Origin of the sequence: Ramlibacter agri (assembly GCF_012927085.1) — a bacterium.
Taxonomy (GTDB): Bacteria; Pseudomonadota; Gammaproteobacteria; order Burkholderiales; family Burkholderiaceae_C; genus Ramlibacter; species Ramlibacter agri.
This window is the reverse complement of sequence record NZ_JABBFX010000004.1, coordinates 129,572-153,029: the sequence shown is the minus strand read 5'-3', so window position 1 is coordinate 153,029 and position 23,458 is coordinate 129,572. Positions and strand designations below refer to the sequence as shown.

Annotated in this window: 18 protein-coding genes; 13 read left to right on the top strand and 5 right to left on the bottom strand. The window is 66.8% G+C overall.

Annotated features, from left to right (window positions below):
* The first annotated feature begins 9 nt into the window (after positions 1-9).
* Genes HHL11_RS30590 through HHL11_RS30580 form a run of 3 tightly spaced genes read left to right on the top strand, consistent with a single transcriptional unit; the run spans position 10 to position 2,823 of the window.
* The gene (locus HHL11_RS30590; protein WP_169422420.1) at positions 10-999 is read left to right on the top strand and encodes an ATP-grasp domain-containing protein; all 990 of its coding nucleotides are present in this window, start codon (positions 10-12) and stop codon (positions 997-999) included.
* 43 nt (positions 1,000-1,042) lie between these two features.
* Positions 1,043-2,137, top strand: coding sequence for an ATP-binding response regulator (locus tag HHL11_RS30585; protein ID WP_169422419.1), 1,095 nt, complete (start codon positions 1,043-1,045; stop codon positions 2,135-2,137).
* A 32-nt stretch (positions 2,138-2,169) separates the two neighbouring features.
* Positions 2,170-2,823, top strand: coding sequence for a response regulator transcription factor (locus HHL11_RS30580; RefSeq protein ID WP_169422418.1), 654 nt, complete (start codon positions 2,170-2,172; stop codon positions 2,821-2,823).
* Here the strand turns inward: HHL11_RS30580 and HHL11_RS30575 are convergent.
* On the bottom strand, positions 2,813-3,934 hold the full coding sequence (locus tag HHL11_RS30575) for a PQQ-dependent sugar dehydrogenase (RefSeq protein ID WP_169422670.1): 1,122 nt from the start codon (positions 3,932-3,934) through the stop codon (positions 2,813-2,815). The genes HHL11_RS30580 and HHL11_RS30575 overlap by 11 nt on opposite strands.
* A 147-nt stretch (positions 3,935-4,081) precedes the next feature.
* On the opposite strand from HHL11_RS30575, the gene HHL11_RS30570 reads away from it, so the two are divergent.
* Positions 4,082-4,696: a C40 family peptidase gene (locus tag HHL11_RS30570; RefSeq protein ID WP_169422417.1), complete on the top strand. Its 615-nt coding sequence runs from the start codon at positions 4,082-4,084 to the stop codon at positions 4,694-4,696.
* Between the two features lie 43 nt (positions 4,697-4,739).
* Positions 4,740-5,219, top strand: a complete 480-nt coding sequence (locus HHL11_RS30565; RefSeq protein WP_169422669.1) for a pilin — start codon at positions 4,740-4,742, stop codon at positions 5,217-5,219.
* Here the strand turns inward: HHL11_RS30565 and lpdA are convergent, their stop codons facing one another.
* The 4 genes from lpdA to aceE form a co-directional block, all read right to left on the bottom strand.
* On the bottom strand, positions 5,220-7,022 hold the full coding sequence (lpdA, locus tag HHL11_RS30560; RefSeq protein ID WP_169422416.1) for a dihydrolipoyl dehydrogenase: 1,803 nt from the start codon (positions 7,020-7,022) through the stop codon (positions 5,220-5,222). It abuts the gene before it with no gap.
* A complete protein-coding gene (locus HHL11_RS30555) occupies positions 7,022-7,609 on the bottom strand; it encodes an Ntn hydrolase family protein (protein ID WP_169422415.1) in 588 nt (195 codons plus the stop codon). Before HHL11_RS30555 ends, lpdA begins: the two co-directional genes overlap by 1 nt.
* Positions 7,610-7,622: 13 nt before the next feature.
* Positions 7,623-9,272, bottom strand: a complete 1,650-nt coding sequence (gene aceF / locus HHL11_RS30550) for a dihydrolipoyllysine-residue acetyltransferase (RefSeq protein ID WP_169422414.1) — start codon at positions 9,270-9,272, stop codon at positions 7,623-7,625.
* A gap of 61 nt (positions 9,273-9,333) precedes the next feature.
* A complete protein-coding gene (aceE, locus tag HHL11_RS30545) occupies positions 9,334-12,039 on the bottom strand; it encodes a pyruvate dehydrogenase (acetyl-transferring), homodimeric type (protein WP_169422413.1) in 2,706 nt (901 codons plus the stop codon).
* 184 nt (positions 12,040-12,223) lie between these two features.
* Between aceE and HHL11_RS30540 the strand changes: the two genes are divergently transcribed.
* The 8 genes from HHL11_RS30540 (at position 12,224) to HHL11_RS30505 (ending at position 23,429) form a co-directional block, all read left to right on the top strand.
* The gene (locus HHL11_RS30540; protein WP_169422412.1) at positions 12,224-14,761 is read left to right on the top strand and encodes a PAS domain S-box protein; all 2,538 of its coding nucleotides are present in this window, start codon (positions 12,224-12,226) and stop codon (positions 14,759-14,761) included.
* Entirely contained in the window at positions 14,758-15,384 is a 627-nt protein-coding gene (locus tag HHL11_RS30535) for a response regulator transcription factor (protein WP_169422411.1), read from the top strand. The genes HHL11_RS30540 and HHL11_RS30535 overlap by 4 nt, the downstream gene beginning before the upstream one ends.
* Positions 15,385-15,505: 121 nt before the next feature.
* Positions 15,506-16,354: a bifunctional methylenetetrahydrofolate dehydrogenase/methenyltetrahydrofolate cyclohydrolase gene (locus HHL11_RS30530; protein ID WP_169422410.1), complete on the top strand. Its 849-nt coding sequence runs from the start codon at positions 15,506-15,508 to the stop codon at positions 16,352-16,354.
* Positions 16,355-16,559: 205 nt separating this feature from the next.
* Positions 16,560-17,906 (top strand): substrate-binding protein, encoded by a 1,347-nt coding sequence (locus HHL11_RS30525; protein WP_169422409.1) that lies wholly within the window; start codon positions 16,560-16,562, stop codon positions 17,904-17,906.
* 25 nt (positions 17,907-17,931) lie between these two features.
* Positions 17,932-18,807 (top strand): branched-chain amino acid ABC transporter permease, encoded by an 876-nt coding sequence (locus tag HHL11_RS30520; protein WP_169422408.1) that lies wholly within the window; start codon positions 17,932-17,934, stop codon positions 18,805-18,807.
* A complete protein-coding gene (locus HHL11_RS30515) occupies positions 18,804-20,642 on the top strand; it encodes an ABC transporter permease subunit (protein WP_169422407.1) in 1,839 nt (612 codons plus the stop codon). Before HHL11_RS30520 ends, HHL11_RS30515 begins: the two co-directional genes overlap by 4 nt.
* Positions 20,639-21,337, top strand: a complete 699-nt coding sequence (locus HHL11_RS30510) for an ABC transporter ATP-binding protein (protein ID WP_169422406.1) — start codon at positions 20,639-20,641, stop codon at positions 21,335-21,337. Before HHL11_RS30515 ends, HHL11_RS30510 begins: the two co-directional genes overlap by 4 nt.
* Before the next feature lie 70 nt (positions 21,338-21,407).
* The gene (locus tag HHL11_RS30505) at positions 21,408-23,429 is read left to right on the top strand and encodes a M3 family metallopeptidase (RefSeq protein WP_169422405.1); all 2,022 of its coding nucleotides are present in this window, start codon (positions 21,408-21,410) and stop codon (positions 23,427-23,429) included.
* Positions 23,430-23,458 lie beyond the last annotated feature (29 nt).

The window sequence follows — 23,458 nt, the reverse complement described above, 5'->3', positions numbered from 1 at the left end:
CATCACGGGATGAATTCCCGCCCCGACCTCGTCGTCCTGCACGAGCACCCCGAGTGGCAGAAGCCGCTGTTCGCCGCCCTGCAGCGACGCGGCGTCGCCTTCGAGGCCTTCGACGTCACGCATGCCGCCTTCAACAACGTGGACGCGCCGCGGGCGCCCCTGTACTTCAACCAGGCCAGCCCCAGCGCCTACCTGCGCGGCAACACCCGCGCCGTGCCCTTCGCGCTGGCCTACATGCGCACGCTGGAGCAACTGGGCGCCCGAGTGCTCAACGGCGCCGACGTCTTCTCACTGGAACTGAGCAAGAGCGTGCAGGCCACGCTGCTGCACACGCTGGGCATCGCCACGCCGCGCTCCGTCACCTTCAATGACCCGCAGGCGCTGCGCGCCCAGGCGGCCGGCATCACCTTCCCGGCCATGCTCAAGCCCGACCAGGGCGGCAGCGGCGCGCGCATCCAGGTGGTGGAGTCGCTCGACGAGGTGGACCGCATCTTCCGCGCCGACCCGTCCATCTGGCAACCCGACAACCTGTTCCTGTTGCAGGAATTCCTGCCGCACGACCCCGCGCAGGGCATCGTCCGCCTGGAGTTCCTGGGGGGCGAGTTGCTGTACGCCATGCGCGTGAAGACGCACGGCCGCTTCAACCTGTGCCCTTCGCCGGTGTGCAACCCCGACGACGGCGACGGCATCTGCGAAGTGCCGGCGCAACAGGTGGAAGCGCCACCCGTGGAGTTCTATCCTTATCCCGAGGTTCCGCGGGAGGCGGTCGAGACGGCCAAGCGCATCGTCCGCGCCGCTCGTCTGGACGTGGGCGGCATCGAATACCTGGAGACGCCCGACGGCCGCCGGGTGTTCTACGACGTCAACGCCAATTCGAACCTGCGGCCCTCGGTGGCCGAGGCCTTCGGCTTCGATCCGTTCGAACGCGTGGTGGATTACCTGGTCGACCAGATCCGATGCACCCGAGCCCAGGCGCAAGGTGTTAGGGAACTCGCCTAAGCAGTCCATGGTCAGCGCGACGGTAAACTCTGCGCCGCTCCCCATGTCCAGTCGCGCCGTTTCCGATCTTCGACCGATCCGTGTCTTGTGCGTCGAGGACAACCCGGACGACGTCGAGCTCATGAGCATCGCCCTCGAGCGGGCGGATCCGTCGCGCAGCTACGAGCTGCATCGCGTGGACAACGCCGCCAGCTTCGTCGAGGCGCTGGCCGGCGGCTACGACGTCATCCTGTGCGACTTCAACCTGCCCCGCTTCTCGCCGTATGCCGCGCTGCAGATCCTGGTGACGCGGCGCAGCTCCATCCCGCTGATCGTGCTGACGCGCGCCATCGGCGAGGAGGCGGCGGTCCACGTGCTGCGTTGCGGCGCCAAGGACTACCTGACCAAGGACAAGCTGGGGACGCTGCCGCAGATCATCGGCCGGGTGCTGGAGGAACGGCGGCGTGCACAGGAAAAGGAAAAGCTGGACGCCGAATTGCAGGCCGCCTACGCGCGCCTGAAGGAGCTGTCCGCGCGCTTCGTGCTGGCGCAGGAGCGGGAACGCTCGCTGATCTCGCGCGAGCTGCACGACCAGCTCGGGCAGACGCTGACGGCGGTGGTGATCCACCTGCATGCGGCGGAGCGCGCGCCGGAGCCGGTGGCATCTCGCAAGCACAGCGCGACGGCGACCGAACTGGTCAACGGCGCGCTGCAGCAGCTGAAGACGCTGTCGTTCTCGCTGCGGCCGGCGCAGCTGGACCTGCTCGGGCTGGTGCCGGCCGTGCAGTCGGCGATGCAGCGCATCGCGGAGCCGGCCGGGCTGGACTGGGAAGTGACCACGCGTGGCGAAGAGCCGAAGACGCTGGAAGAGAACGCCGCCGTGGCGGTGCGGCTGGTGCAGGAGGCGTTGACGAACTGCGTGCGCCACGCGCAGGCTTCGCGGGTACGCGTCCGGCTGCGCTTCCTGCCGGGCAAGCGCATCAGCGTGCTGGTGCTCGATGACGGCCGCGGCTTCGAGAAGGCCGAGGTGCTGAACGGGCAGCAGAGCGAAAGGAACATCGGCCTTTACGGCATGATCGAACGGACCGAGCTGGCCGGCGGGCGGCTGCACATCCGCACCGCGCCGGGCCGCGGGGTTGCCGTGCGGGCCGTCGTCTAGACAATGAAAGAGAAGAGTCGAGGGGGTAGAACATGATCCAGAACACCAGCCATCCGGGCGGCGCCATTCGCGTCGTCCTCGCCGACGACCACGACCTGGTCCGCTCCGGCATCAAGGCGCTGCTGTCGACCGTGGAAGGCGTGGAAGTGATCGCCGAAGCGCGCAACGGCAACGAACTGCTGGCGCTGCTGGAAACCGTGCAGCCCGACGTGGTGATGACCGACATCTCCATGCCCGGCATGGACGGCATCACCGCGATCGCCGAGATCCACAACCGCCATCCCGAAGTGCGCGTGATCGTGCTGTCGATGTACGACACGGTGGACTTCGTCAAGCGCGCGGTCGCCAACGGCGCCTGCGGCTACCTGATGAAGGACGCGCCGCCCTTCGAGCTGGAGCAGGCCTTGCGCAGCGTGATGGCCACCGGCAGCTATTTCAGCGCCGCGGTCGCCCAGCGCCTGCTGCAACCTTCCGAACCCACGGTGGACGATGAACTCACCGTGCGGCAGGTCGAGATCCTGACCCTGATCGCCCAAGGCAAGTCCGCCAAGGAAATCGCCTTCGAACTCGGCCTGAGCCCGAAGACCGTGGACGTGCACCGCGCACGGATCATGGAGCGGCTGCGCTTGAACGACATCGCGAGCCTGACGCGGTACGCCGTGCGCAAGGGATTGGTCAAGGCGTGAGCCGCACCAGCTTCCCGTTGTCTTCGTCCGTCAGCACATAGAGCAAGCCATCCGGCCCCTGCCGCACGTCGCGCAGGCGGCCGATGCCTTGCAGCAGTTTCTGTTCGCGCACGACCTTGCCGCCGGCGAGTTCGATGCGATCCAGGAACTGGAACTTCAGCGAGCCCACGAACAGGTTGCCCTTCCACTCCGGGCCATAGCGGTCGCTGGTAAGGAAGGCCATGCCCGATGGCGCGATCGAGGGCACCCAGTAGTGCAGCGGCTGCTCCATGCCTTCCTTGTGCGTGATGCCCTCGCCGATCTTGCCGCCGCCGTAGTTCTCGCCGTACGTGATGACCGGCCAGCCATAGTTGCGCCCGGCCTGCAGGATGTTGATCTCGTCGCCGCCCTGCGGCCCGTGCTCGATCTCCCATAACGCCCCGTCCGGCCCGAACGCCAGGCCTTGCGGATTGCGGTGCCCGTAGGTCCAGGTCTCAGCCAATGCGCCGGCGCGGCTGGCGAACGGGTTGTCCTTCGGCACGCTGCCGTCCTTGGCGATGCGCACCACCTTGCCCAAGGTGTTGTCCAGGGTCTGCGCCTTCTCCTTCGGATAGAAGCGCTCGCCCAAGGCCAGGAACAGGTGGCCGTCCGGCGCCTCCGCGATGCGGCAGCCGTATTGCAGGTTGCCGGACTCCTTGGGCCGCTGGCGCAAGATCACCTTCACGTCCTCCAGCCGGCGCCCATCTTCAGCGAGTTGGGCGCTCGCCAGCGCAGTGCCGCTGCCGCCCTGCCCCGCCTCCGAATAGCAGAAATAGAGCGTGCGATTGCGGGCGAAGCCGGAGTCGAGCGCCACATCCAGCAGCCCGCCCTGCCCGCGCGCCACCACGTCCGGCACGCCGGCGATCGGTGCCCCGACCTTGCCATCGGCTTCGATGATGCGCATGCGCCCGGCACGCTCCGTCACCAGGAAGCGCCCTTGGGGCAGGAATACCACCGCCCACGGATGTTCCAGGCCGCTCGCCAGGGTTTCCGGGCGCGGTACTTGGGCAATGGAAGGATTTGCCAGGAAAGCTGCGACAATCAGCGCCACGCAATGTGTGGCTATCCGGCGACAGATCGGGTGCTGCGACATGGTCGAAATCGGGAACAGGGTGTAACCCGCCATTGTTCTCTTCCTCGGCGCCCACCGGTGGCTTCGAACGATTTCGATACAAATCAAGAACTTGGAATGCTTTCTTCATTTGACTTCGGGCTTGCCCGGCGGATAACCTCGGCCTCCATGAAGGAATGGCTGAGCTTGATCCTGCTCGCGGCTGCCGCGGGCGCCCACGCGGCGCCGCCGGCATCCGCCGAAGACGATGTCGGCCGCTTCATGGCGGAAAAGAAGTTCGTCCAGCGCCTCGACGAAGTCCGGGCCAGCGTCGGCGACAAGGTGTCCGAAGCTTCCAGCAACGTGGCGAGCAAGACCTCGGAACTCGTCGTGAACGCGATGGGCTTTCTGGGCGTGCCCTACCGGCGCGGCGGCAGCAATGCCAGCACCGGTTTCGACTGCAGCGGCTTCGTGAAAGCCATGTACGAACAGACGGTGGGCCTCATCCTGCCGCGCCGCGCCAACGAGCAGGCCGCGGCCACCCAGAAGATCGACCGCCAGGATCTCCAGCCCGGCGACCTGGTGTTCTTCAACACCATGAAGCACGCCTTCAGCCACGTGGGCATCTACGTCGGCGACGGCAAGTTCATCCACTCGCCCAAGCCCGGCGCGCAGGTGCGCGTGGAGGACATGGGCGTGTCCTACTGGAAGGCGCGCTTCGACGGCGCGCGCCGCGTGCTCACCGGCCAGCCGCCGGCTGCGCCCGCCCCGGCGGCGACCGCCGCCGCAGTCCAGGCGCAATAAGGCCGCCCCGGCCGCCCTGCGCGCGGCCGCCATAATCGCCTGCATGAAGAAGGGGCGCCGCGGTTTCACGCTGATCGAGTTGATGGTGGCACTCGCCGTGCTCGTGATCCTGATGCTGGCGACCATGCCCAGCTACATCGACCGGCTGGTGCGTGACCAGGTGACGGAAGCCCTGTCGCTCGCGGAGATCGCCAAGCCCGCCATCGAAGCCGCCTGGCGCGCCGGCACGCCGCTGCCGGCCGACAACGCCGCAGCGGGCCTGCCGCCCCCGGAAAAGATCGTGAACCAGCGCGTGCTGTCGGTCAGCGTGACCGATGGCGCCATCAACATCCGCTTCGGCAACCACGCGCACCAGGCGCTGCAGGGGCTCGTCCTGACCCTGCGGCCGGCCGTGGTGGAAGGTGCGCCGATCGTGCCGGTGACGTGGCTGTGCGGCACCGCCGCCCCGCCGGGCAAGATGACGGCGGAGGGCACCAACCAGACCAGCGTGCCGAAGAAGTTCCTGCCGCTGGCCTGTCGCTGACTACTTCCTCGGCGGCGGCACGTCCGTGCAGGTGCCGTGCGCGATTTCCGCGGCCATGCCGACGCTTTCGCCCAGCGTCGGGTGCGGGTGGATGGTCTTGCCGATGTCGATCTCGTCGGCGCCCATCTCGATGGCCAGCGCCACCTCGCTGATCAGGTCCCCGGCATGCGTGCCGACGATGCCGCCGCCCACGATGCGGTGGGTATTGGCGTCGAACAGCAGCTTGGTGAAGCCTTCGTCGCGCGTGTTGGCGATCGCGCGGCCGGAAGCGGACCACGGGAAGTGGCCCTTCTTCACGGCGATGCCCTGCGCCTTGGCCTGGTCCTCGGTGAGGCCCACCCACGCGACCTCGGGGTCGGTGTAGGCCACGCTCGGGATCACGCGCGCGTTGAAGGCGCCGCGACGCAAGGCGTCGTCTCCGAGCATTTCGCCCGCCGCCACTTCGGCCGCCACGTGCGCCTCGTGCACCGCCTTGTGGGCCAGCATGGGCTGGCCGACGATGTCGCCGATGGCGAAGATGTGCGGCACGTTGGTGCGCATCTGGATGTCCACCGGGATGAAGCCGCGGTCGGTCACCGTCACGCCGGCCTTCTCGGCGCCTATCTTCTTGCCGTTGGGCGTGCGGCCCACGGCCTGCAGCACCAGGTCGTAGACCTGCGGTTCCCTGGGCGCCTGTTCGCCTTCGAACCTGACCAGGATGCCGTCCTTCGTCGCTTCCGCGCCGACGGTCTTGGTCTTCAGCATGATGTTGTCGAAGCGCGGGGCGTTCATCTTCTGCCACACGCGCACCAGGTCGCGGTCCGCGCCCTGCATCAGGCCGTCCAGCATTTCCACCACGTCCAGGCGCGCGCCCAGCGTGGAGTACACCGTGCCCATCTCCAGGCCGATGATGCCGCCGCCCAGGATCAGCATGCGCTTCGGGTCGGTCGCCAGGTCCAGCGCGCCGGTGGAATCCACCACGCGCGGGTCCTTGGGCATGAAGGGCAGCGACACGGCCTGCGACCCGGCCGCGATGATCGCGTTCTTGAACCTGATCGTCTGCTTCTTGCCCGTGGTGTCCTTGCCGTCGCCGCTGGTCTCCTCGACCTGCAGGTGGTGCGGGTCGAGGAAGGTGCCGATGCCGCGCACGACCGTGACCTTGCGCATCTTCGCCATCATGGCCAGGCCGCCGGTCAGCTTGCCGGTGACCTTGTCCTTGTGCGCCTTCAGCTTGGCACGGTCGACGGTGGGCTTGCCGTAGGAGACGCCCAGGTCCGCGAAGTGGTTCACTTCGTCCATCACCGCCGCGACGTGCAGCAGCGCCTTGGACGGGATGCAGCCGACATTGAGGCAGACGCCGCCCAGCGTGGCATAGCGCTCCACCAGCACCGTCTTCATGCCGAGGTCGGCGGCACGGAAAGCGGCCGAGTAGCCGCCGGGGCCGGCGCCCAGCACCAGCATGTCGCATTCCAGGTCGGCGCCGCCGGCATAGCTGGACGCGACAGGGGCCGGACCGGCAGCAGCCGGCGCGGGCGCGGCGGCCTTGGCAGGGGCGGGAGCCGGCGCCGGTGCGGCAGCACCAGCCGTTGCTTCAACGGTCAGCAGCACGGTGCCTTCAGCCACCTTGTCGCCGACCTTGACCTTCATCTCCTTGACCACGCCGGCGTGGGTCGAAGGAATCTCCATCGAGGCCTTGTCGCTCTCGACGGTGACCAGGGACTGCTCGAGCTTGACCGTGTCGCCGGGCTTCACCAGCACCTCGATCACGGCCACTTCCTTGAAGTCGCCGATGTCGGGGACTTTCACTTCCGTCACGGAGGCCATTATTTTTCTTTCGATTTGACTGTGAAGAGGTCGCAGGGCAGTTCGGAGTTGCGGTCGAACTCGCAGCCCGCCGCGATGCCCGCCTCCGCGACTTCGCGCGCGGTCTTGGCCTTGGCGTAGGCAGCATGCATGGCGCCCAGCGCGAAGCTGCGGCCCGAGCCGATGCCCCAGAACTCCTTGAACTCGAACACCTCGCGGTAGCTGTACAGGCCGTAGATGCCGCTCGCGTTGGCGATCACCACGCTGAACTGGCTGGACTCGTAAGGGTCGCTGTCCTCTTCCTTGGTCTGCAGGAAGAAGTTGTCCTTGAGGTAGGGGTGCAGCTTCGTGAAGGTATCGAAGACCTCGTCCTTGCTTCCGAGCTTGAGGATCTCGCGCGGCATGGAGCCCATCGCCTTGCGCAGCACGGGGAAGTGCGCCACCGTGCCGGCCATGCCGATGTAGCTCGGGCCGTCGTCGGTTTCGACGCGGAAGATCTTCGTGTTGTCCTCGAAGCGGTGCGCCAGGCGGGTATCACCGAAGGTCACCAGCGTGTCCGCTGCGATCGCGATCTGCCCGGCTTTCTTCACCACCACTACTGTTGTCATCGACGTTGTTCTTCTAGAGGAGTACGCGGCGGAAGTCCGCCAGGATCTGCCCCAGGAAGGCGTTGAAGCGCGCCGCTGCGGCGCCGTCGATGACCCGGTGATCCCACGACAGCGAAAGCGGCAGCATCAGCCTTGGCTGGAACTGCTTGCCATCCCAGACCGGTTCGGTCTGGGACTTGCAGACGCCAAGGATAGCGACTTCCGGCGCGTTGATGATCGGGGTGAAGTACCTGCCACCGATACCGCCGAGCGAAGAAATCGTGAAAGTGGCGCCGGACATGTCCGCAGGGCTGAGCTTGCCGTCGCGCGCCTTCTTCGCGAGCTCGGCCATTTCCTGGCTGATCGCGAGCACGCCCTTCTTGTCGGCGTCCTTGATGACGGGCACCACCAGGCCGTTCGGCGTGTCGGCCGCGAAGCCGATGTGCCAGTAGTTCTTGAGCACCAGTTCGTCGCCGTCGAGCGAGCTGTTGAACTCGGGGAATTTCTTCAGCGCGGCCACGCAGGCCTTGATGAGGAAGCCCAGCATCGTGACCTTGATGCCGCTCTTCTCGTTCTCCTTGTTGGTCGCCACGCGGAAGGCTTCCAGCTCGGTGATGTCGGCGTCGTCGTGGTTCGTGACGTGCGGGATCATCACCCAGTTGCGGTGCAGGTTCTGCGCGCTGATCTTCTTGATGCGCGGGCGTTCCTTGCGCTCGATCGGGCCGAACTTGGCGAAGTCGACCTTGGGCCAGGGGATCAGGCCCAGGCCTTCGCCGCCACCACCGGAGGGCGCCTTGGCGGACGCGGCCTTGGTGCGCGTATCACCAGCCATCACGGCCTTGGTGAACGCCTGCACGTCTTCCTGCGTGATGCGGCCCTTGGGGCCGGTGCCCTTCAATTCCTCCAGCGGCACGCCGAGCTCGCGGGCGAACTTCCGCACGGACGGCGATGCATGCGGCAGCGTGCCGGTGGCCGCGGCGGGCTCGTGCGGCGGCAGCGAGGCCGTCGGCGGGATGTGCGCGGGGACCGGCGCGGGCGCCGTGGCTTGTGCCGGTGCCGGCGCGGCCGCGGCAGCCTGTGCGGGTGCCGGCGCGGGAGCGGCCGCGCCGCCCGCGCCTTCGACCACGGCGATCAGGTCACCGATGTTGATCTTGTCGCCGATCTTGACCTTCAGCTCCTTGAGCGTGCCGGCCGCGGACGACGGGATCTCCATCGAGGCCTTGTCGGACTCCACGGTGATGAGCGACTGCTCCACCTTCACCGCGTCGCCGGGCTTGACCAGCACCTCGATGACGGCGACGTCCTTGAAGTCGCCGATGTCGGGGACACGGACTTCGACGCGGCCGCCTGCGGCCGGAGCCGCGGCAGGCGCGGGAGCGGCAGCGGCCGGCGCGGGCGCCGGAGCGGCAGCCTGCGCGGGCGCAGGGGCGGCGGCCTGCGCCGACGCCGCGGCTTCCACCACGGCGATGACGGAGCCTTCGGCGACCTTGTCCCCGAGCTTGACCCGCAGTTCCTTCACCACGCCGCCGGTGGACGACGGGATCTCCATGGAGGCCTTGTCGCTTTCCACCGTCAGCAGGGACTGTTCCGGCTTGATGGTGTCGCCCGGCTTCACGAGCAGTTCGATGACGGCGACTTCCTTGAAGTCCCCGATGTCGGGGACCTTCACTTCGACGAGTGCCATGTTTCTTGTTCTCCTCGGCCCCCGCGCGCGCGGGAGCCTTCTTGTTGTGGGTGGAAGGACGTCAGGCGTACAGCGGGTTGATCTTGTCGGCCTTGATGCCGTAGCGCTTGATCGCCTCGCTGACCTTGGCGGCCGGCACCGCGCCTTCGTCGGCCAGCGACTTGAGCGCAGCCACTGCAATGTAGTGGCGGTTCACCTCGAAGTGTTCGCGCAGCTTGCTGCGGAAGTCGCTGCGGCCGAAGCCGTCGGTGCCCAGCACCTTGTACGAGCGGCCCTTCGGCACGAAGGCGCGGATCTGCTCGACATACTGCTTGATGTAGTCGGTGGAGGCAATCACCGGGCCTTCGCTCTTCTCGAGCTGCTGGGCGACGAAGGGCACGCGCGGCGTCGCGTCCGGGTGCAGCATGTTCCAGCGATCGCAGTCCTGGCCGTCGCGGCCCAGTTCGTTGAAGCTGGGGCAGCTCCACACGTCGGCCTGCACGCCCCAGTCCTTGTCCAGCAGCTCCTGGGCCGCCAGCGCTTCGCGCAGGATGGTGCCGGAGCCGAGCAGCTGCACGCGCTTCTTGCCCTTGCCGCCCTGCTTGAACAGGTACATGCCCTTGACGATCTGCTCCTCGGTGCCGGGCTGCAGGCCGGGCATGGGGTAGTTCTCGTTCAGCAGCGTGATGTAGTAGAAGACGTTCTCCTGCTTCTCCACCATGCGCTTCAGGCCGTCCTGCATGATGACCGCCACTTCGTGCGCGAAGGTCGGGTCGTAGCTCACGCAGTTGGGGATGGTGCCCGCCAGGATGTGGCTGTGGCCGTCCTCGTGCTGCAGGCCTTCGCCGTTCAGCGTCGTGCGGCCCGACGTGCCGCCCAGCAGGAAGCCGCGCGCCTGCATGTCGCCGGCGGCCCAGCACAGGTCGCCCACGCGCTGCAGCCCGAACATCGAGTAGTAGATGTAGAACGGGATCATGATGCGGTTGCTGGTGCTGTAGCTCGTCGCCGCCGCCACCCAGCTGGCCATGCCGCCCGCCTCGTTGATGCCTTCCTGCAGGATCTGGCCGTTCTGGTCTTCCTTGTAGTAGGAAACCTGGTCGCGGTCCTGCGGGGTGTACTTCTGGCCTTCGTGGTTGTAGATGCCGATCTGCCGGAACAGGCCTTCCATGCCGAAGGTGCGGGCCTCGTCGACCAGGATGGGCACCGCGCGCGGGCCGAGCTCCTTGTCACGCAGCAGCGTGGTGAGGAAGCGCACGTAGGCCTGCGTCGTGGAGATCTCGCGGCCTTCGGCCGTCGGGTCCGTGACGGCCTTGAACACGTCCAGCGCCGGCACCTTCAGCTGCTCTTCGGCCTTGGCGCGGCGATGGGGCAGGTAGCCGCCCAGCGCCTTGCGGCGGGCGTGCAGGTACTGCATCTCCGGCGTGTTCTCTTCCGGCTTGTAGAAGGGGATCTCGTCCAGCTTCTCGTCCGGGATCGGGATGTTGAAGCGGTCGCGGAAGGCGCGGATGTCGTCGTCCGCCAGCTTCTTGGCCTGGTGGGCGATGTTCTTGCCCTCGCCCGCCTTGCCCATGCCGAAGCCCTTGACGGTCTTCACCAGCAGCACCGTGGGCTGGCCCTTGGTGTTGGCGGCCTTGTGGAAGGCGGCGTAGACCTTCTGCGGATCATGGCCGCCGCGGTTCAGGCGCCAGATGTCCTCGTCGCTCATCTTGGCGACCATTTCCAGCAGCTTGGGATCGCGGCCGAAGAAGTGCTTGCGGACGAAGGCGCCATCGTTGGCCTTCATGGCCTGGTAGTCGCCATCCAGGACGTCCATCATCACCTTGCGCAGGCTGCCGTCCTTGTCGCGGGCCAGCAGCGGGTCCCAGTAGCTGCCCCAGATCAGCTTGATGACGTTCCAGCCGGCGCCGCGGAACTCGCCTTCCAGCTCCTGGATGATCTTGCCGTTGCCGCGCACCGGGCCGTCCAGGCGCTGCAGGTTGCAGTTGACGACGAAGATCAGGTTGTCCAGCTTCTCGCGCACGGCCACGCCGATGGCGCCCAGCGACTCCACTTCGTCCATCTCGCCGTCGCCGAGGAAGGCCCAGACCTTGCGGTTGCTGGTGTCGGCAATGCCGCGGGCGTGCAGGTACTTCAGGAAGCGCGCCTGGTAGATCGCCATCAAGGGGCCCAGGCCCATCGACACCGTCGGGAACTGCCAGAACTCGGGCATCAGCTTCGGGTGCGGGTAGCTGGAGAGGCCCTTGCCGTCCACTTCCTGGCGGAAGTTCAGCAGCTGCTCTTCGCTGATGCGGCCTTCCATGAAGGCGCGGGCGTAGATGCCGGGGGCGCTGTGGCCCTGGATGTAGAGGCAGTCGCCGCCGTGGTTCTCGCTCTCGGCGTGCCAGAAGTGGTTGAAGCCCGCGCCCAGCATCGTGGCCAGCGAGGCGAAGGAGCTGATGTGGCCGCCGAGGTCGCCGCCGTCCTCGGGGTGCAGGCGGTTGGCCTTCACCACCATCGCCATGGCGTTCCAGCGCATGTACGCGCGCAGGCGCTCTTCCACTTCGAGGTCACCGGGGCAACGCTCTTCGTCTTCCGGCTCGATGGTGTTGACGTAGCCGGTGGTGGCGCTGAAGGGCATGTCGATGCCTTCCTGGCGCGCCTGTTCGAGCAGCTGCTCGAGGAGGAAGTGACCGCGCTCCCGACCCTCGGAGGCAATCACGGCGGAGAGGGCGTCGAGCCACTCTCGGGTTTCCTGCGTATCGGCGTCATTGGCGGCGGCGCCGAACAGGTTGTCGGGCTGAGCGGACATGTTGTCTCCTTGTGGGTCGCGGAAGAAATTTAGTACGGTGGTGCGTACTGCGGGGGCGAGTGTGACATAAGTTGAGGGCGATTTCAAATGGTGCGCTGCGGTTTCATAATGTGAACTGGTGTGCACGGCCGTAGGGTTCGCCGCGTTGGCCTGGGAGGCGCGCACCCCTAAACTATTGGTCTTCATGCACGATTCACCCCCCTCCGAGCTACTGCCCGAAGGTCCCATTCCCAACTGGTGGCGCCACTGGTGGCGCCGCCAGACCCCCACCCGGCAGGACCGTTACGCCATGCTGGCACCGCTGGCGGCGGTGCTGCTGTTCCTGGCGGCCATCGTCTCGGCCTTCTGGTACCTGCGGCTGGAAGAAATGGACCGCGAGCAGGAAGCGGTCAAGCGCGACGTCGAATACGCCCAGCAGCGCATGCGCCTGCGCCTGCTGGAACGCCAGGAACAGCTGATGCGGGTGGCCCGCGACATCTCCAACAAGGAGGTGGACAGCGAGGAATTCGTGGTACGGGCCGAGTCGATGATCGCCCAGTACCCCGAGCTGCTGATGCTCACCTGGATCGACGAGCGCCGCCGCATCAAGGCCGCCTACGCCGCGCCCAGCATCAGCAATGCGCAGGTGCGCGTGCCTGGCGAAGTGCTGCGGCCCGGCGAGACCGAAAGCATGTACGGCCTCGCGCGCGACCTGCAGCAGCCGGTCTACTCGCAGCCAGTCGCGGGCAGCGAAAGCGCCGGCCTGCTGCAGTTGCACGTGCCGCTGGTGGACCAGGGCAAGTTCGGCGGCGTGATCCTCGGCGAATACTCCATCGACGGCCTGCTGCGCTACGGCGTGCCGACCGAGATCGCGGCCAAGTACGCGGTGTCGCTGCTCGATGGCAAGGGCCGCATGCTGGCCGGCGTCTCGGTGCCGCCGCGCAACCCCGCCACGCAGTTGCTGCCCTGGGCCGCCCAGCCCAACGAATACGAAGTGCCGGTCTCGCCCGTAGGCAACGGCCTCGTCGTGCGCGCGCAGGCCTACCGCACCGGCCTGGGCGTGATCGGCTCCGGCCTGTTCTGGCTGGTCGGCGCGCTGTCCGCCATGACCGGCTGGATGCTGATCGCCAATTGGCGGCATACGCGGCGGCGCATGCAGGCGCAGCAGGCGCTGATGGCCGAGACGAACTTCCGGCGCGCCATGGAGAACTCCATGCTGACCGGCATGCGGGCCCTTGACATGCATGGCCGCATCACCTACGTCAATGCCGCCTTCTGCCAGATGACGGGCTGGACCGAGGCAGAGCTGGTTGGCCGCACGCCGCCCTTCCCCTACTGGCCGGAAGAAGACCGCGAACTGATGTCGGCGCGGCTGGAAGACGAACTGCAGGGCCGCACCGTGCAGGGCGGCTTCCAGGTGCGCGTGAAGCGCAAGGACAGCAGCCTGTTCGATGCGCGCCTCTACGTGTCCCCGCTGGTGGACGCCAAGGGCCACCAGACCGGCTGGATGACGTCGATGACGGACATCACCGAGCCGACCCGCATCCGCGAGCAGTTGCAGGCATCCCACGAGCGCTTCACCACGGTGCTGGAGGCACTCGACGCCTCCGTGTCGGTGGCGCCGCTGGGCAGCGAGGAGCTGCTGTTCGCCAACAAGCTGTACCGCCTGTGGTTCGGCAGCCAGGCCATGGGCCACCTGAACATGGTGGCGCAGGCCGGCATGACGGAACAGCCGCGGGCCAGCGACGAAGTGAATGACGAGGTCGACGCCTTCGTCGGGCTGCCCACCGGCAGCCTGACGACGGCCGTGTCCGAGAACGCCGAGATCTTCGTGCCCGAACTGGGCAAGTGGCTGGAAGTGCGCTCGCGCTACCTGAACTGGGTGGACGGCCGCCTGGCGCAGATGGTCATCGCCACCGACATCACGTCGCGCCGCGCCGCCGAGGAACAGGCAGCCGCGCAGGCCGAACGCGCGCAGACCTCGAGCCGCCTGATCACCATGGGCGAGATGGCCTCCAGCGTGGCGCACGAACTGAACCAGCCGCTGACGGCCATCAGCAACTACTGCAACGGCTTGGTCTCGCGCATCAAGAGCAAGCAGATCAGCGACGACGACGTGCTGGCGGCGCTGGACAAGACGGCGCGGCAGGCACAACGCGCCGGCTCCATCATCCAGCGCATCCGCAGCTTCGTGAAGCGCAGCGAGCCGAACCGCACGCTGTCCGACGTGAGCGTGATCGTCAGCGAGGCGATCGAGCTGGCCGAAATCGAGCTGCGCCGGCGCAACGTGCGCATGTCGCACTATGTGGCCGCCCGCCTGCCCGAACTGATGGTGGACCCGATCCTGATCGAGCAGGTGCTGGTGAACCTGCTGCGCAACGCCGCCGAGTCCATCGAGCAGGCCCGCCGCCCGCCGGGCCGCCGCAGCGTCGAACTGCGCGTCATTCCCAAGCAGATCGACGAACAGCCGGTGGTGGAGTTCTCGGTGCTGGATTCCGGCCAGGGCCTCGCGCCCGAGGTGATGGACCGGCTCTACGAAGCCTTCTTCTCGACCAAGCCGGAAGGCATGGGCATCGGCCTCAACCTGTGCCGGACGATCGTGGAATCGCACCACGGAAGAGTCCATGCCGAGAACATCTACAATGGCAGCGAAGTTGCCGGATGCCGGTTTTCCTTCTGGATTCCCGTTTCCGGTGCTACAAATCCGATAGCCGGCAAGGACGCGGGGGTGACGACGGTATGAGCTTGATTCCCAAGAAGGGCACCGTGTATGTGGTGGACGACGACGAGGCCGTCCGCGATTCGCTGCAATGGTTGCTCGAAGGCAAGGACTACCGGGTCCGCTGCTTCGATTCCGCGGAGAGTTTCCTCGCCCGCTACGACCCGCGCGAAGTCGCCTGCCTGATCGTCGACATCCGCATGGGTGGGATGACGGGCCTGGAACTGCAGGACCGGCTGGTGGAGCGCAAGTCGCCTCTCCCAGTGGTCTTCATCACCGGCCACGGCGACGTGCCGATGGCGGTGAACACCATGAAGAAGGGCGCGATGGATTTCATCCAGAAGCCCTTCAAGGAAGACGAACTGGTGAGCCTGGTCGAGCGCATGCTCGAACGCGCCAAGGACACCTTCGCCGAATACCAGAGCGCCGCCAGCCGCGACGCCCTGCTCTCCAAGCTGACCTCGCGCGAGGCCCAGGTGCTCGAACGCATCGTGGCCGGCCGCCTGAACAAGCAGATCGCCGACGACCTGGGTATCAGCATCAAGACGGTGGAGGCGCACCGCGCCAACATCATGGAAAAGCTGAACGCCAACACGGTGGCCGACCTGCTGAAGATCGCTTTGGGCCAGACTCCTCCGAAAGCCTGAGTACCGCGCCAACGCCTTTTGAACGCAGAAGGCGCCAAAGTACGCGGAAGACGCAGAACTCCAGATGGACTCTTCTGCGTCTTTTGCGTTTCTTCTGCGTTCTTGAAACCTCTCCGAACCCATGACCGCCCAGATCATCGATGGCAACGCGCTCGCCAAGAAGACGCGCGAAGAAGTCGCCGGCCGCACGGCTGCCCTGAAGGCCAAAGGCGTCGAGCCGCACCTCGCCATCATCCTGGTGGGCGAGGACCCGGCCAGCCAGGTCTACGTGAAGCACAAGGTGGCCGACAGCGAGCAGACCGGCCTGAAGGCCACGCTGGAGCGCTACCCCGCGACCATGAGCGAGGCCGACCTGCTCGCCCGCGTGCAGGCGCTGAACGCCGACGCCAAGGTGCACGGCATCCTGGTGCAGCTGCCGCTGCCCAGGCACATGGACGCGCAGAAGGTCATCGAGACCATCGCGCCGGCCAAGGACGTCGATGGCTTCCACGTGCAGAGCGCGGGCGCCCTGCTCACCGGCCTCCCCGGCTTCTGGTCCTGCACGCCCTATGGCTGCCTGAAGCTGATCGACTCGATCGGCTTCGACCTCAAGGGCAAGAACGCCGTCGTCATCGGCCGCAGCAACAACGTCGGCAAGCCGATGGCGCTGATGCTGCTCGGTCGCGATGCGACGGTCACCCTGTGCCATAGCCGCACCAAGGACCTGAAGGCGCACACGCTGATGGCCGACGTCATCGTCGCCGCCGTGGGCCGTCGCAACGTCGTGACCGCGGACATGGTGAAGCCCGGCGCCGTCATCATCGACGTCGGCATGAACCGCAACGACGAAGGCAAGCTGTGTGGCGACGTCGACTTCGCGGGCGTCAAGGAAGTCGCGGGCTGGATCACGCCCGTGCCCGGTGGCGTCGGCCCGATGACGCGCGCGATGCTGCTGGTGAACACGATCGAAGCCGCCGAACGCGCCGCTTGATCGAAGCGGGTTCGCCGAGCGCGAACCTCGCTCATTGCTCCACTCCTTGTTCCTTACACAACCCTGACTCTTCAGGGTTGTGCGCACGCATTCGCGCATCGCTAAGGGCTTGTGCGGATGGCAACGACTTGTCACGCGCCGATAGACTCGAAAAGTATCGCGTGAAGATATATCCGTGCCGGTCGACGAATCAAGGAGATTCCAGATGAAGCATGAGCGTTCCTCTTCCCCCAGCCGGCGCAGCGTGCTGCGCGCAGGCATCGGCGCCGCCGGGGGCCTTGCATTGCCATCGCTGCTGGTCACGCCAGCCCATGCGGCGGACCAGCCGCCGATAGGCACCTGGCCCGCGGGCACGCAGGGCGATTCGGTCTTCATCGGCATCTCGGTGCCACGCACCGGCACCTACGCGGTGCAGGGCGAAGACGAACTCAAGGGCTACCAGCTGGCCATCGAGCACATCAACGAAGGCCACCCGCTGATCAAGGCGATCTCGCCGAAGACCACCAAGGGCGTGCTCGGCAAGCAGCTGAAATTCGGCGTCGCCGACTCGGCCGCCAAGCCCAACGACGCGGTGCAGGCGCAGCAGCGTTTCATCACCGAGAACAAGGCGATCATGATCACCGGCGGCACTTCGAGTGCCGTGGCGGTCGCGCTGAACAAGCTGGCGCAGCGCGAGAAGGTGCTGTTCGTCTGCGGCATCTCGGGCTCCAACGACACCACCGGCAAGGACTGCGTGCGCTACGGCGTGCGGCAGAACTTCTACGGCCAGACCGCCGCCGACGCCATCGGCCCGGCCCTGCTGAAGGCCTACGGCAAGAACAAGAAGATGGCGTTCATGACGCCCGACTACACCTACGGCCACACGGTGACGAAGTCGGTGAACGACTTCCTCACCAAGAACGGCGGCTGGCAGATGGTGACCAACCAGGTCTCGCCGCTGGGCGCGCCGGACTACAGCTCCTATCTCACGAACATCGCCAACTCGGGCGCCGAGTTCCTGATCAACGTGAACTGGGGCCACGACGCGGTGCTGTCAACGCAGCAGGCCAAGCAGTTCGGCCTGCTGCCGAAGATGAAGCTGGTGATCCCGTACCAGATCCCCTTCCTCGCGCGCGAGGTCGGCCCGGACGTCACCGAGGGCGTCTACGCCGCCACCGATTTCTGGTGGACGATGGAAGACAAGTACCCGCTGGCCAAGCAGTTCGTCGAAACCTTCGAGAAGAAGTTCGGCTACAAGCCCGAGTGGGGCGCCGAGAACGCGTACATGGAGTTCGCGCTCTGGGCCGAGGCTGTGGAGCACGCCGGCACCTTCTACCCGCCGGACGTGATCAAGTCCTACGAGTCGCCGCGCAAGCTCAACTCCTTCGTCGGCGAAGTGAGCTGGCGGCCGGAAGACCACCAGCTGATCCGCCCGGTGGTCATCGTGCGCGGCAAGAAGCCGAGCGCGATGCGCAACAAGGAAGACTACTGGGAAGTGGTGGAAGTGGTCCCGGGCGCCGGCCTGATGCAGAAACCGGACGCCTTCGGCTGCAACCTCGGCGGCTACACCTGAACGTGCGGCGCGCAGCGCAGGCCGCATGATCACCTGGTCGAACTTCCTCTCGCAGCTGTTCAACGGCCTCGCTCTCGGCGCCTTGCTGGCGCTGATAGCGTCCGGGCTGACGATCATCTACGGCACGCTGGGCGTGCTGAACCTGGCTCATGGCGCCATGTTCATGGTGGGCGGCTACGCAGGCTATGCGGCCTGGCAGGCGAGCGGGTCCTTCCTGCTCGCCCTGCTGGCAGGCACGCTGTGCGTCGGCCTGCTGGGCGTGCTGATGGAGCGCGTCATCATCCGGCACTTCTACCAGCGACCCGGGGAGGACCAGCTATTGGTCACCTTCGGGCTGGCGATCTGCTTCGTCGAGATCATCCGGCTGATCTTCTCCAGCCTCACGAAGACGGTGACGCCGCCTTCGCTGCTGTCCGGCATCACCAACCTGGGCATCATGTTCTACCCGACCTACCGGCTGGCGGTGGTCGGCATCGTGGCCATCGCGCTGCTGGTGCTCTACGTGGTGCTCTATCGCACGCGGCTGGGCCTGATCGTGCGCGCCGGCATCGACGACGCGGTGATGGTCGACTCGCTGGGCATCGACGTCTATCGGGTCTTCATGATCGTCTTCGGTATCGGCTCGATGGCGGCGGGTTTCGCCGGCATCGTCAATGCGCCGGTGGTGTCGTTGACGCCCGAGGTCGGTGAAGCGATCCTGGTCCAGACCTTCGTGGTGGTTGTCATCGGTGGCGTCGGCTCCTTCCCGGGCGCCATCCTCGGCGGACTCATCGCCGGTGAGATCATCAGCCTGACATCCATGGTCAACCCCGGCTATGCCTACGTGATGCTGTTCGCTGCCATGACCTTGGTGCTGCTGGTGCGGCCGCACGGCCTGCTGGGCACGCGGGGGCGCGAGTGACGCGTCGCAACCGCTTCCTGCTGGAGATCGTCGCCGCGGTGCTGCTGGTGGCGGCACCCTTCGTGCTGCCGCTGCTCGGCGCGGCGCCCAATACCGTCAACCGCGTGCTGGTCTGGGGCCTGTTCGGCCTGGGCTTCGACATCCTGTTCGGCTACACCGGCCTGCTGTCCTTCGGCCAGTCGGCCTTCTACGGCACGGGCGGCTTCGTCGCCGCCTGGCTGCTCACGAAGGCCGGCTTTCCCAGCGTGCTGCTGGCACTGATCATCGGCATGGTGGCCGCGGCAGTGGTCGGCTACCTGATCGGCCTGCTGGCGCTGCGACGCACCGGCATCTACTTCGCGATGATCACGGTGGCCATCGCCGAGATCTTTTTCTTCGTCGAGTTCAATCCGCTGTCGGACTTCACCGGCGGCGAGAACGGCCTGCCGGGCGTGCCGAACCCGGTGCTGAACCTGGGCTTCCTCACGCTGAACTTCACCTCCGGCTGGTCGCTCTACCCCTTCCTGGCCTTCTGCTACTTCGTCGGGCTGGTGATTGCATTGCGCATCGTGCGCTCGCCGGTCGGCGCCGTGTTCGAGGCGATCCGCGAAAACCCGCTGCGCGCGGCCGCCGTGGGCCACAACGTGCAGTCGTACAAGCGCACAGCCTTCGTCATCGCCGCGGCTTATGCCGGCATCGCCGGCGGCCTGCTGGGCGTGCTGCAGGCCTTCATGCCGCCGGACGCCTTCATGTTCGAGACCTCGGGCCAGCTGATCATGCAGACGGTGATCGGCGGCCGCGGCACCCTGGTCGGTCCGCTGCTGGGCGCAGGCGTCTGGCTGTTCCTGCAGGACTTCCTGCAGGCCTCGCTGGGCCTGGGCGCGGCCTGGAAGCTGGTGCTGGGCGTGGTGTTCGTGCTGCTGGTGTGCTTCCTGCGCCAGGGCATCCTGGGCGGCCTGCGCGACCTGTGGCTGCTGGTCACGGGTGGCAAACGCAAGCCGGCGGAACAAGCCGCCGCCCCCGTCGCTGCGCCGGCGCAGCCGCTGGTGATGCCGATGCGCGCCACCCACCACGCGAACAAGGACTACCAGGGCCCGCTGCTGCAGGCCACCGGCCTCACCAAGCGCTTCGGCGGCGTGGTCGCCAACCAGGGCATCGACTTCACCGTGAACGCCGGCGAACTGCGCGGCATCATCGGCCCCAACGGCGCTGGCAAGTCCACCTTCTTCAAGATGCTCACCTGCGAGATCCCGCCGACCTCGGGCCGCATCGTCTTCGAAGGCCGCGACATCACCGGCATGGACGTCACCGACGTCTGCCAGCTGGGCCTGACCAAGAGCTACCAGGTCAACCAGCTGTTCAACAAGCTCACGGTGCGCCAGAACGTGACGATCGCCGCGCTGGCGGAGCTGCGCGGCAAGTTCCGCCTCGACCTGCTGCGCAGCCCGGACAAGGTGCCTGGCCTGCGCGAACAGGTGGAGCACACGCTGGCGCTCGTCCACCTCACCGCCCGCGCCGATGCGCCGGTGGCGGAACTGGCCTATGGCGAAAAGCGCCGGCTCGAGATCGGCCTCGCTCTCGCCTCCTCGCCCAGCCTGCTGTTGCTGGACGAGCCGCTGGCCGGCATGAGCCCCAGCGAGCGCGTCGAGACCGTGGCCCTGCTCAAGACCATCGCCAAGGGGCGCACGCTTGTGATCATCGACCACGACATGGACGCCCTGTTCGAACTCGCCGAGCGCATCACAGTGCTGCAGGAAGGCAAGCTGCTGGTCGAAGGCACGCCCGAAGAGATCAAGGCCAACACGCTGGTCCAGGAAGCCTACCTGGGCGGCGTGCACGAGGCGGTGGCCGCATGAGCCTCCTCGAAGTCAAGGGCATCAACAGTTACTACGGGGATTCGCACATCCTGTTCGACGTGTCCCTGCACGTCGAGAAGAATGAAGTGGTCGCCCTGCTGGGGCGCAATGGCGCCGGCAAGAGCACCACGCTGAAGAGCCTGATGGGCGTGGTCACGCCGCGCAGCGGCTCCGTCAAGCTGGACGGCGTCGAGCTGGTCGGCCGCAAGAGCCACTCGGTCGCCCGCGAAGGCATGCAGCTGGTGCACGAGGAAAGGCGCATCTTCGGCAGCCTCAGCGTCGAGGAGAACCTGGTGCTGGCCGGGCTGACGGCGCCGCAGCGCTGGCCGCTGGCCCGCGTCTACGAGATGTTCCCGCGCCTGAAGGAGCGCCGCACGAGCCGCGGTACCGACCTCTCGGGCGGCGAGCAGCAGATGCTGGCCATCGGCCGCGCGCTGATCCGCTCGCCCAAGATCGTGCTGCTGGACGAGCCCTTCGAAGGCCTGGCGCCGGTGATCGTGCACGACCTCATGAAGGCCTGCCGCGACCTGGCCGCCGCCGGCCAGACCATCGTGCTGGTCGAACAGAACCTGGCCGCCACCTTGCAGCTGGCCCAGCGCGTCTACATCATCAACAACGGCCACGTCGCCCACGAAAGCTCGGCGGGCGAACTGCGGGCGCGCCCCGAGCTGCTGCAGAAGTACCTGGGCGTCTAATCGCCACTATCGGAATTGCCAATGCCCGCAAGGGCATTGAAGAGTCGCCGCCTGCCTCAAAATGGACGGCATGAGCAATCCCCTCCTGGACTTCCAAGACCTCCCCCTGTTCGACCAGGTCAAGCCCGAGCACGTCGTGCCGGCGATGGACGAATTGCTGGGCCAGGCGGACCGCGCGCTGGCGGCCGTCACCGATTCCGCCTTCCCCGCCGACTGGAGCGCCATCGCCAAGGTGCTGGACGTCGCCACCGAACGCCTGGGCCGCGCCTGGGGCGTCGTGGGCCACCTCAACGCGGTGGCGGACACGCCGGAGCTGCGCGCCGCCTACAACGAGGCCCTGCCCAAGGTCACCGACTTCTGGACCCGCCTGGGCGCGGACGAGAAGCTGTACGCCAAGTACAAGGCCATCGACGCCGCCAGGCTGACGCCGGAGCAGCAGCAGGCGCACAAGAACGCGCTGCGCAACTTCCGCCTGTCCGGTGCGGAGCTCGCCGGCGCCGCCAAGGAGCGCTTCGCCGCCATCCAGGAGCGCTCGGCCGAACTGACGCAGAAGTTCAGCGAGAACGCGCTGGACGCAACCGACGCCTTTGCCTATTACGGCGACGCCAGCGAGCTCGATGGCGTGCCGGAAGACGTGGTGCAGGCCGCCCGAGCCGCCGCCGAAGCCGAGGGCAAGCCCGGCCACAAGCTGACGCTGAAGATGCCCAGCTACCTGCCCGTGATGCAGTTCGGCACCAACCGCGCGCTGCGCGAGCGCCTGTATCGCGCCTACGTCACGCGGGCCAGCGACCAGGGCGACCCGAAGTTCGACAACTCGGCGCTGATCAAGGAGATCCTGGCTCTCCGCCAGGAAGAAGCGAAGCTCCTCGGCTACCGCAACTTTGGCGAAGTCTCGCTGGTGCCGAAGATGGCCGACTCCCCCGACCAGGTCATCCAGTTCCTGCGCGACCTTGCCCGGCGTGCCAAGCCCTACGCCCAGAAGGACGTGGACGACCTGCGCGAGTTCGCAGCGGCCAAGCTGGGGATCACCGATCCACAGGCCTGGGACTATCCGTACATCGGCGAGAAGCTGAAGGAGGAGCGCTATTCCTTCAGCGAGCAGGAGGTCAAGCAGTACTTCACGGCGCCCAAGGTGCTGGCCGGCCTGTTCAAGATCGTCGAGACCCTGTTCGAGGTGGAAATCCGCCGCGACTACGCCCCGGTCTGGAACCCCGCCGTGGAGTTCTACCGCATCGAGCGGGCCGGCAAGCTCGTTGGCCAGTTCTACCTGGACCCCAACGCCCGCACCGGCAAGCGCGGTGGCGCCTGGATGGACGACGTCCGCGCCCGCTGGCTGCGGCCGGACAGCGGCCAGCTCCAGACGCCGGTGGCGCAGCTGGTCTGCAACTTCGCCGAGGGCGTCGAAGGCAAGCCACCGTTGCTTACGCACGACGATGTGATCACCCTTTTTCATGAGTCCGGCCACGGCCTGCACCACATGCTGACGCAGGTGAACGAGCGCGACGTCTCGGGCATCAGCGGCGTGGAATGGGACGCGGTGGAGCTCCCCAGCCAGTTCATGGAGAACTTCTGCTGGGAATGGGGCGTGCTGAAGCACATGACGGCCCACGTGGATACCGGCGAGCCGCTGCCGCGCGAACTGTTCGACAAGATGCTGGCCGCCAAGAACTTCCAGAGCGGGCTGGCCACCCTGCGCCAGATCGAATTCGCGCTGTTCGACATGCTGCTGCACACGTCGCACGACCCGCAATCGGACATCATGCCGCTGCTGCAGCAGGTGCGCGAAGAAGTGGCGGTGCTGCAGCCGCCGGCGTTCAACCGCATGGCGCACACCTTCAGCCACATCTTCGCCGGCGGCTATGCCGCGGGCTACTACAGCTACAAGTGGGCCGAGGTGCTTTCCGCCGACGCTTATGCCGCCTTCGAGGAAACGGCGGGTAAGGACGGCTTGCCGAGCGTGCAAACCGGGCGAAAATACCGCCAGGCCATCCTGGAGGCCGGCGGCAGCCGTCCCGCGATGGAGTCGTTCAAGGCCTTCCGCGGCCGCGAACCGACGCTGGACGCCCTGCTGCGCCACCAGGGGATGGCCTGAACATCTACAACGAACGGGAGCTGGAGGAA

Coding starts and splice junctions, on each gene's coding strand:
- HHL11_RS30590 (WP_169422420.1), top strand. CDS start 10: ATGAATTCCCGCCCCGACCTCGTCGTCCTGCACGAGCACCCCGAGTGG.
- HHL11_RS30585 (WP_169422419.1), top strand. CDS start 1,043: ATGTCCAGTCGCGCCGTTTCCGATCTTCGACCGATCCGTGTCTTGTGC.
- HHL11_RS30580 (WP_169422418.1), top strand. CDS start 2,170: ATGATCCAGAACACCAGCCATCCGGGCGGCGCCATTCGCGTCGTCCTC.
- HHL11_RS30575 (WP_169422670.1), bottom strand. CDS start 3,934: ATGTCGCAGCACCCGATCTGTCGCCGGATAGCCACACATTGCGTGGCG.
- HHL11_RS30570 (WP_169422417.1), top strand. CDS start 4,082: ATGAAGGAATGGCTGAGCTTGATCCTGCTCGCGGCTGCCGCGGGCGCC.
- HHL11_RS30565 (WP_169422669.1), top strand. CDS start 4,740: ATGAAGAAGGGGCGCCGCGGTTTCACGCTGATCGAGTTGATGGTGGCA.
- lpdA (WP_169422416.1), bottom strand. CDS start 7,022: ATGGCCTCCGTGACGGAAGTGAAAGTCCCCGACATCGGCGACTTCAAG.
- HHL11_RS30555 (WP_169422415.1), bottom strand. CDS start 7,609: ATGACAACAGTAGTGGTGGTGAAGAAAGCCGGGCAGATCGCGATCGCA.
- aceF (WP_169422414.1), bottom strand. CDS start 9,272: ATGGCACTCGTCGAAGTGAAGGTCCCCGACATCGGGGACTTCAAGGAA.
- aceE (WP_169422413.1), bottom strand. CDS start 12,039: ATGTCCGCTCAGCCCGACAACCTGTTCGGCGCCGCCGCCAATGACGCC.
- HHL11_RS30540 (WP_169422412.1), top strand. CDS start 12,224: ATGCACGATTCACCCCCCTCCGAGCTACTGCCCGAAGGTCCCATTCCC.
- HHL11_RS30535 (WP_169422411.1), top strand. CDS start 14,758: ATGAGCTTGATTCCCAAGAAGGGCACCGTGTATGTGGTGGACGACGAC.
- HHL11_RS30530 (WP_169422410.1), top strand. CDS start 15,506: ATGACCGCCCAGATCATCGATGGCAACGCGCTCGCCAAGAAGACGCGC.
- HHL11_RS30525 (WP_169422409.1), top strand. CDS start 16,560: ATGAAGCATGAGCGTTCCTCTTCCCCCAGCCGGCGCAGCGTGCTGCGC.
- HHL11_RS30520 (WP_169422408.1), top strand. CDS start 17,932: ATGATCACCTGGTCGAACTTCCTCTCGCAGCTGTTCAACGGCCTCGCT.
- HHL11_RS30510 (WP_169422406.1), top strand. CDS start 20,639: ATGAGCCTCCTCGAAGTCAAGGGCATCAACAGTTACTACGGGGATTCG.
- HHL11_RS30505 (WP_169422405.1), top strand. CDS start 21,408: ATGAGCAATCCCCTCCTGGACTTCCAAGACCTCCCCCTGTTCGACCAG.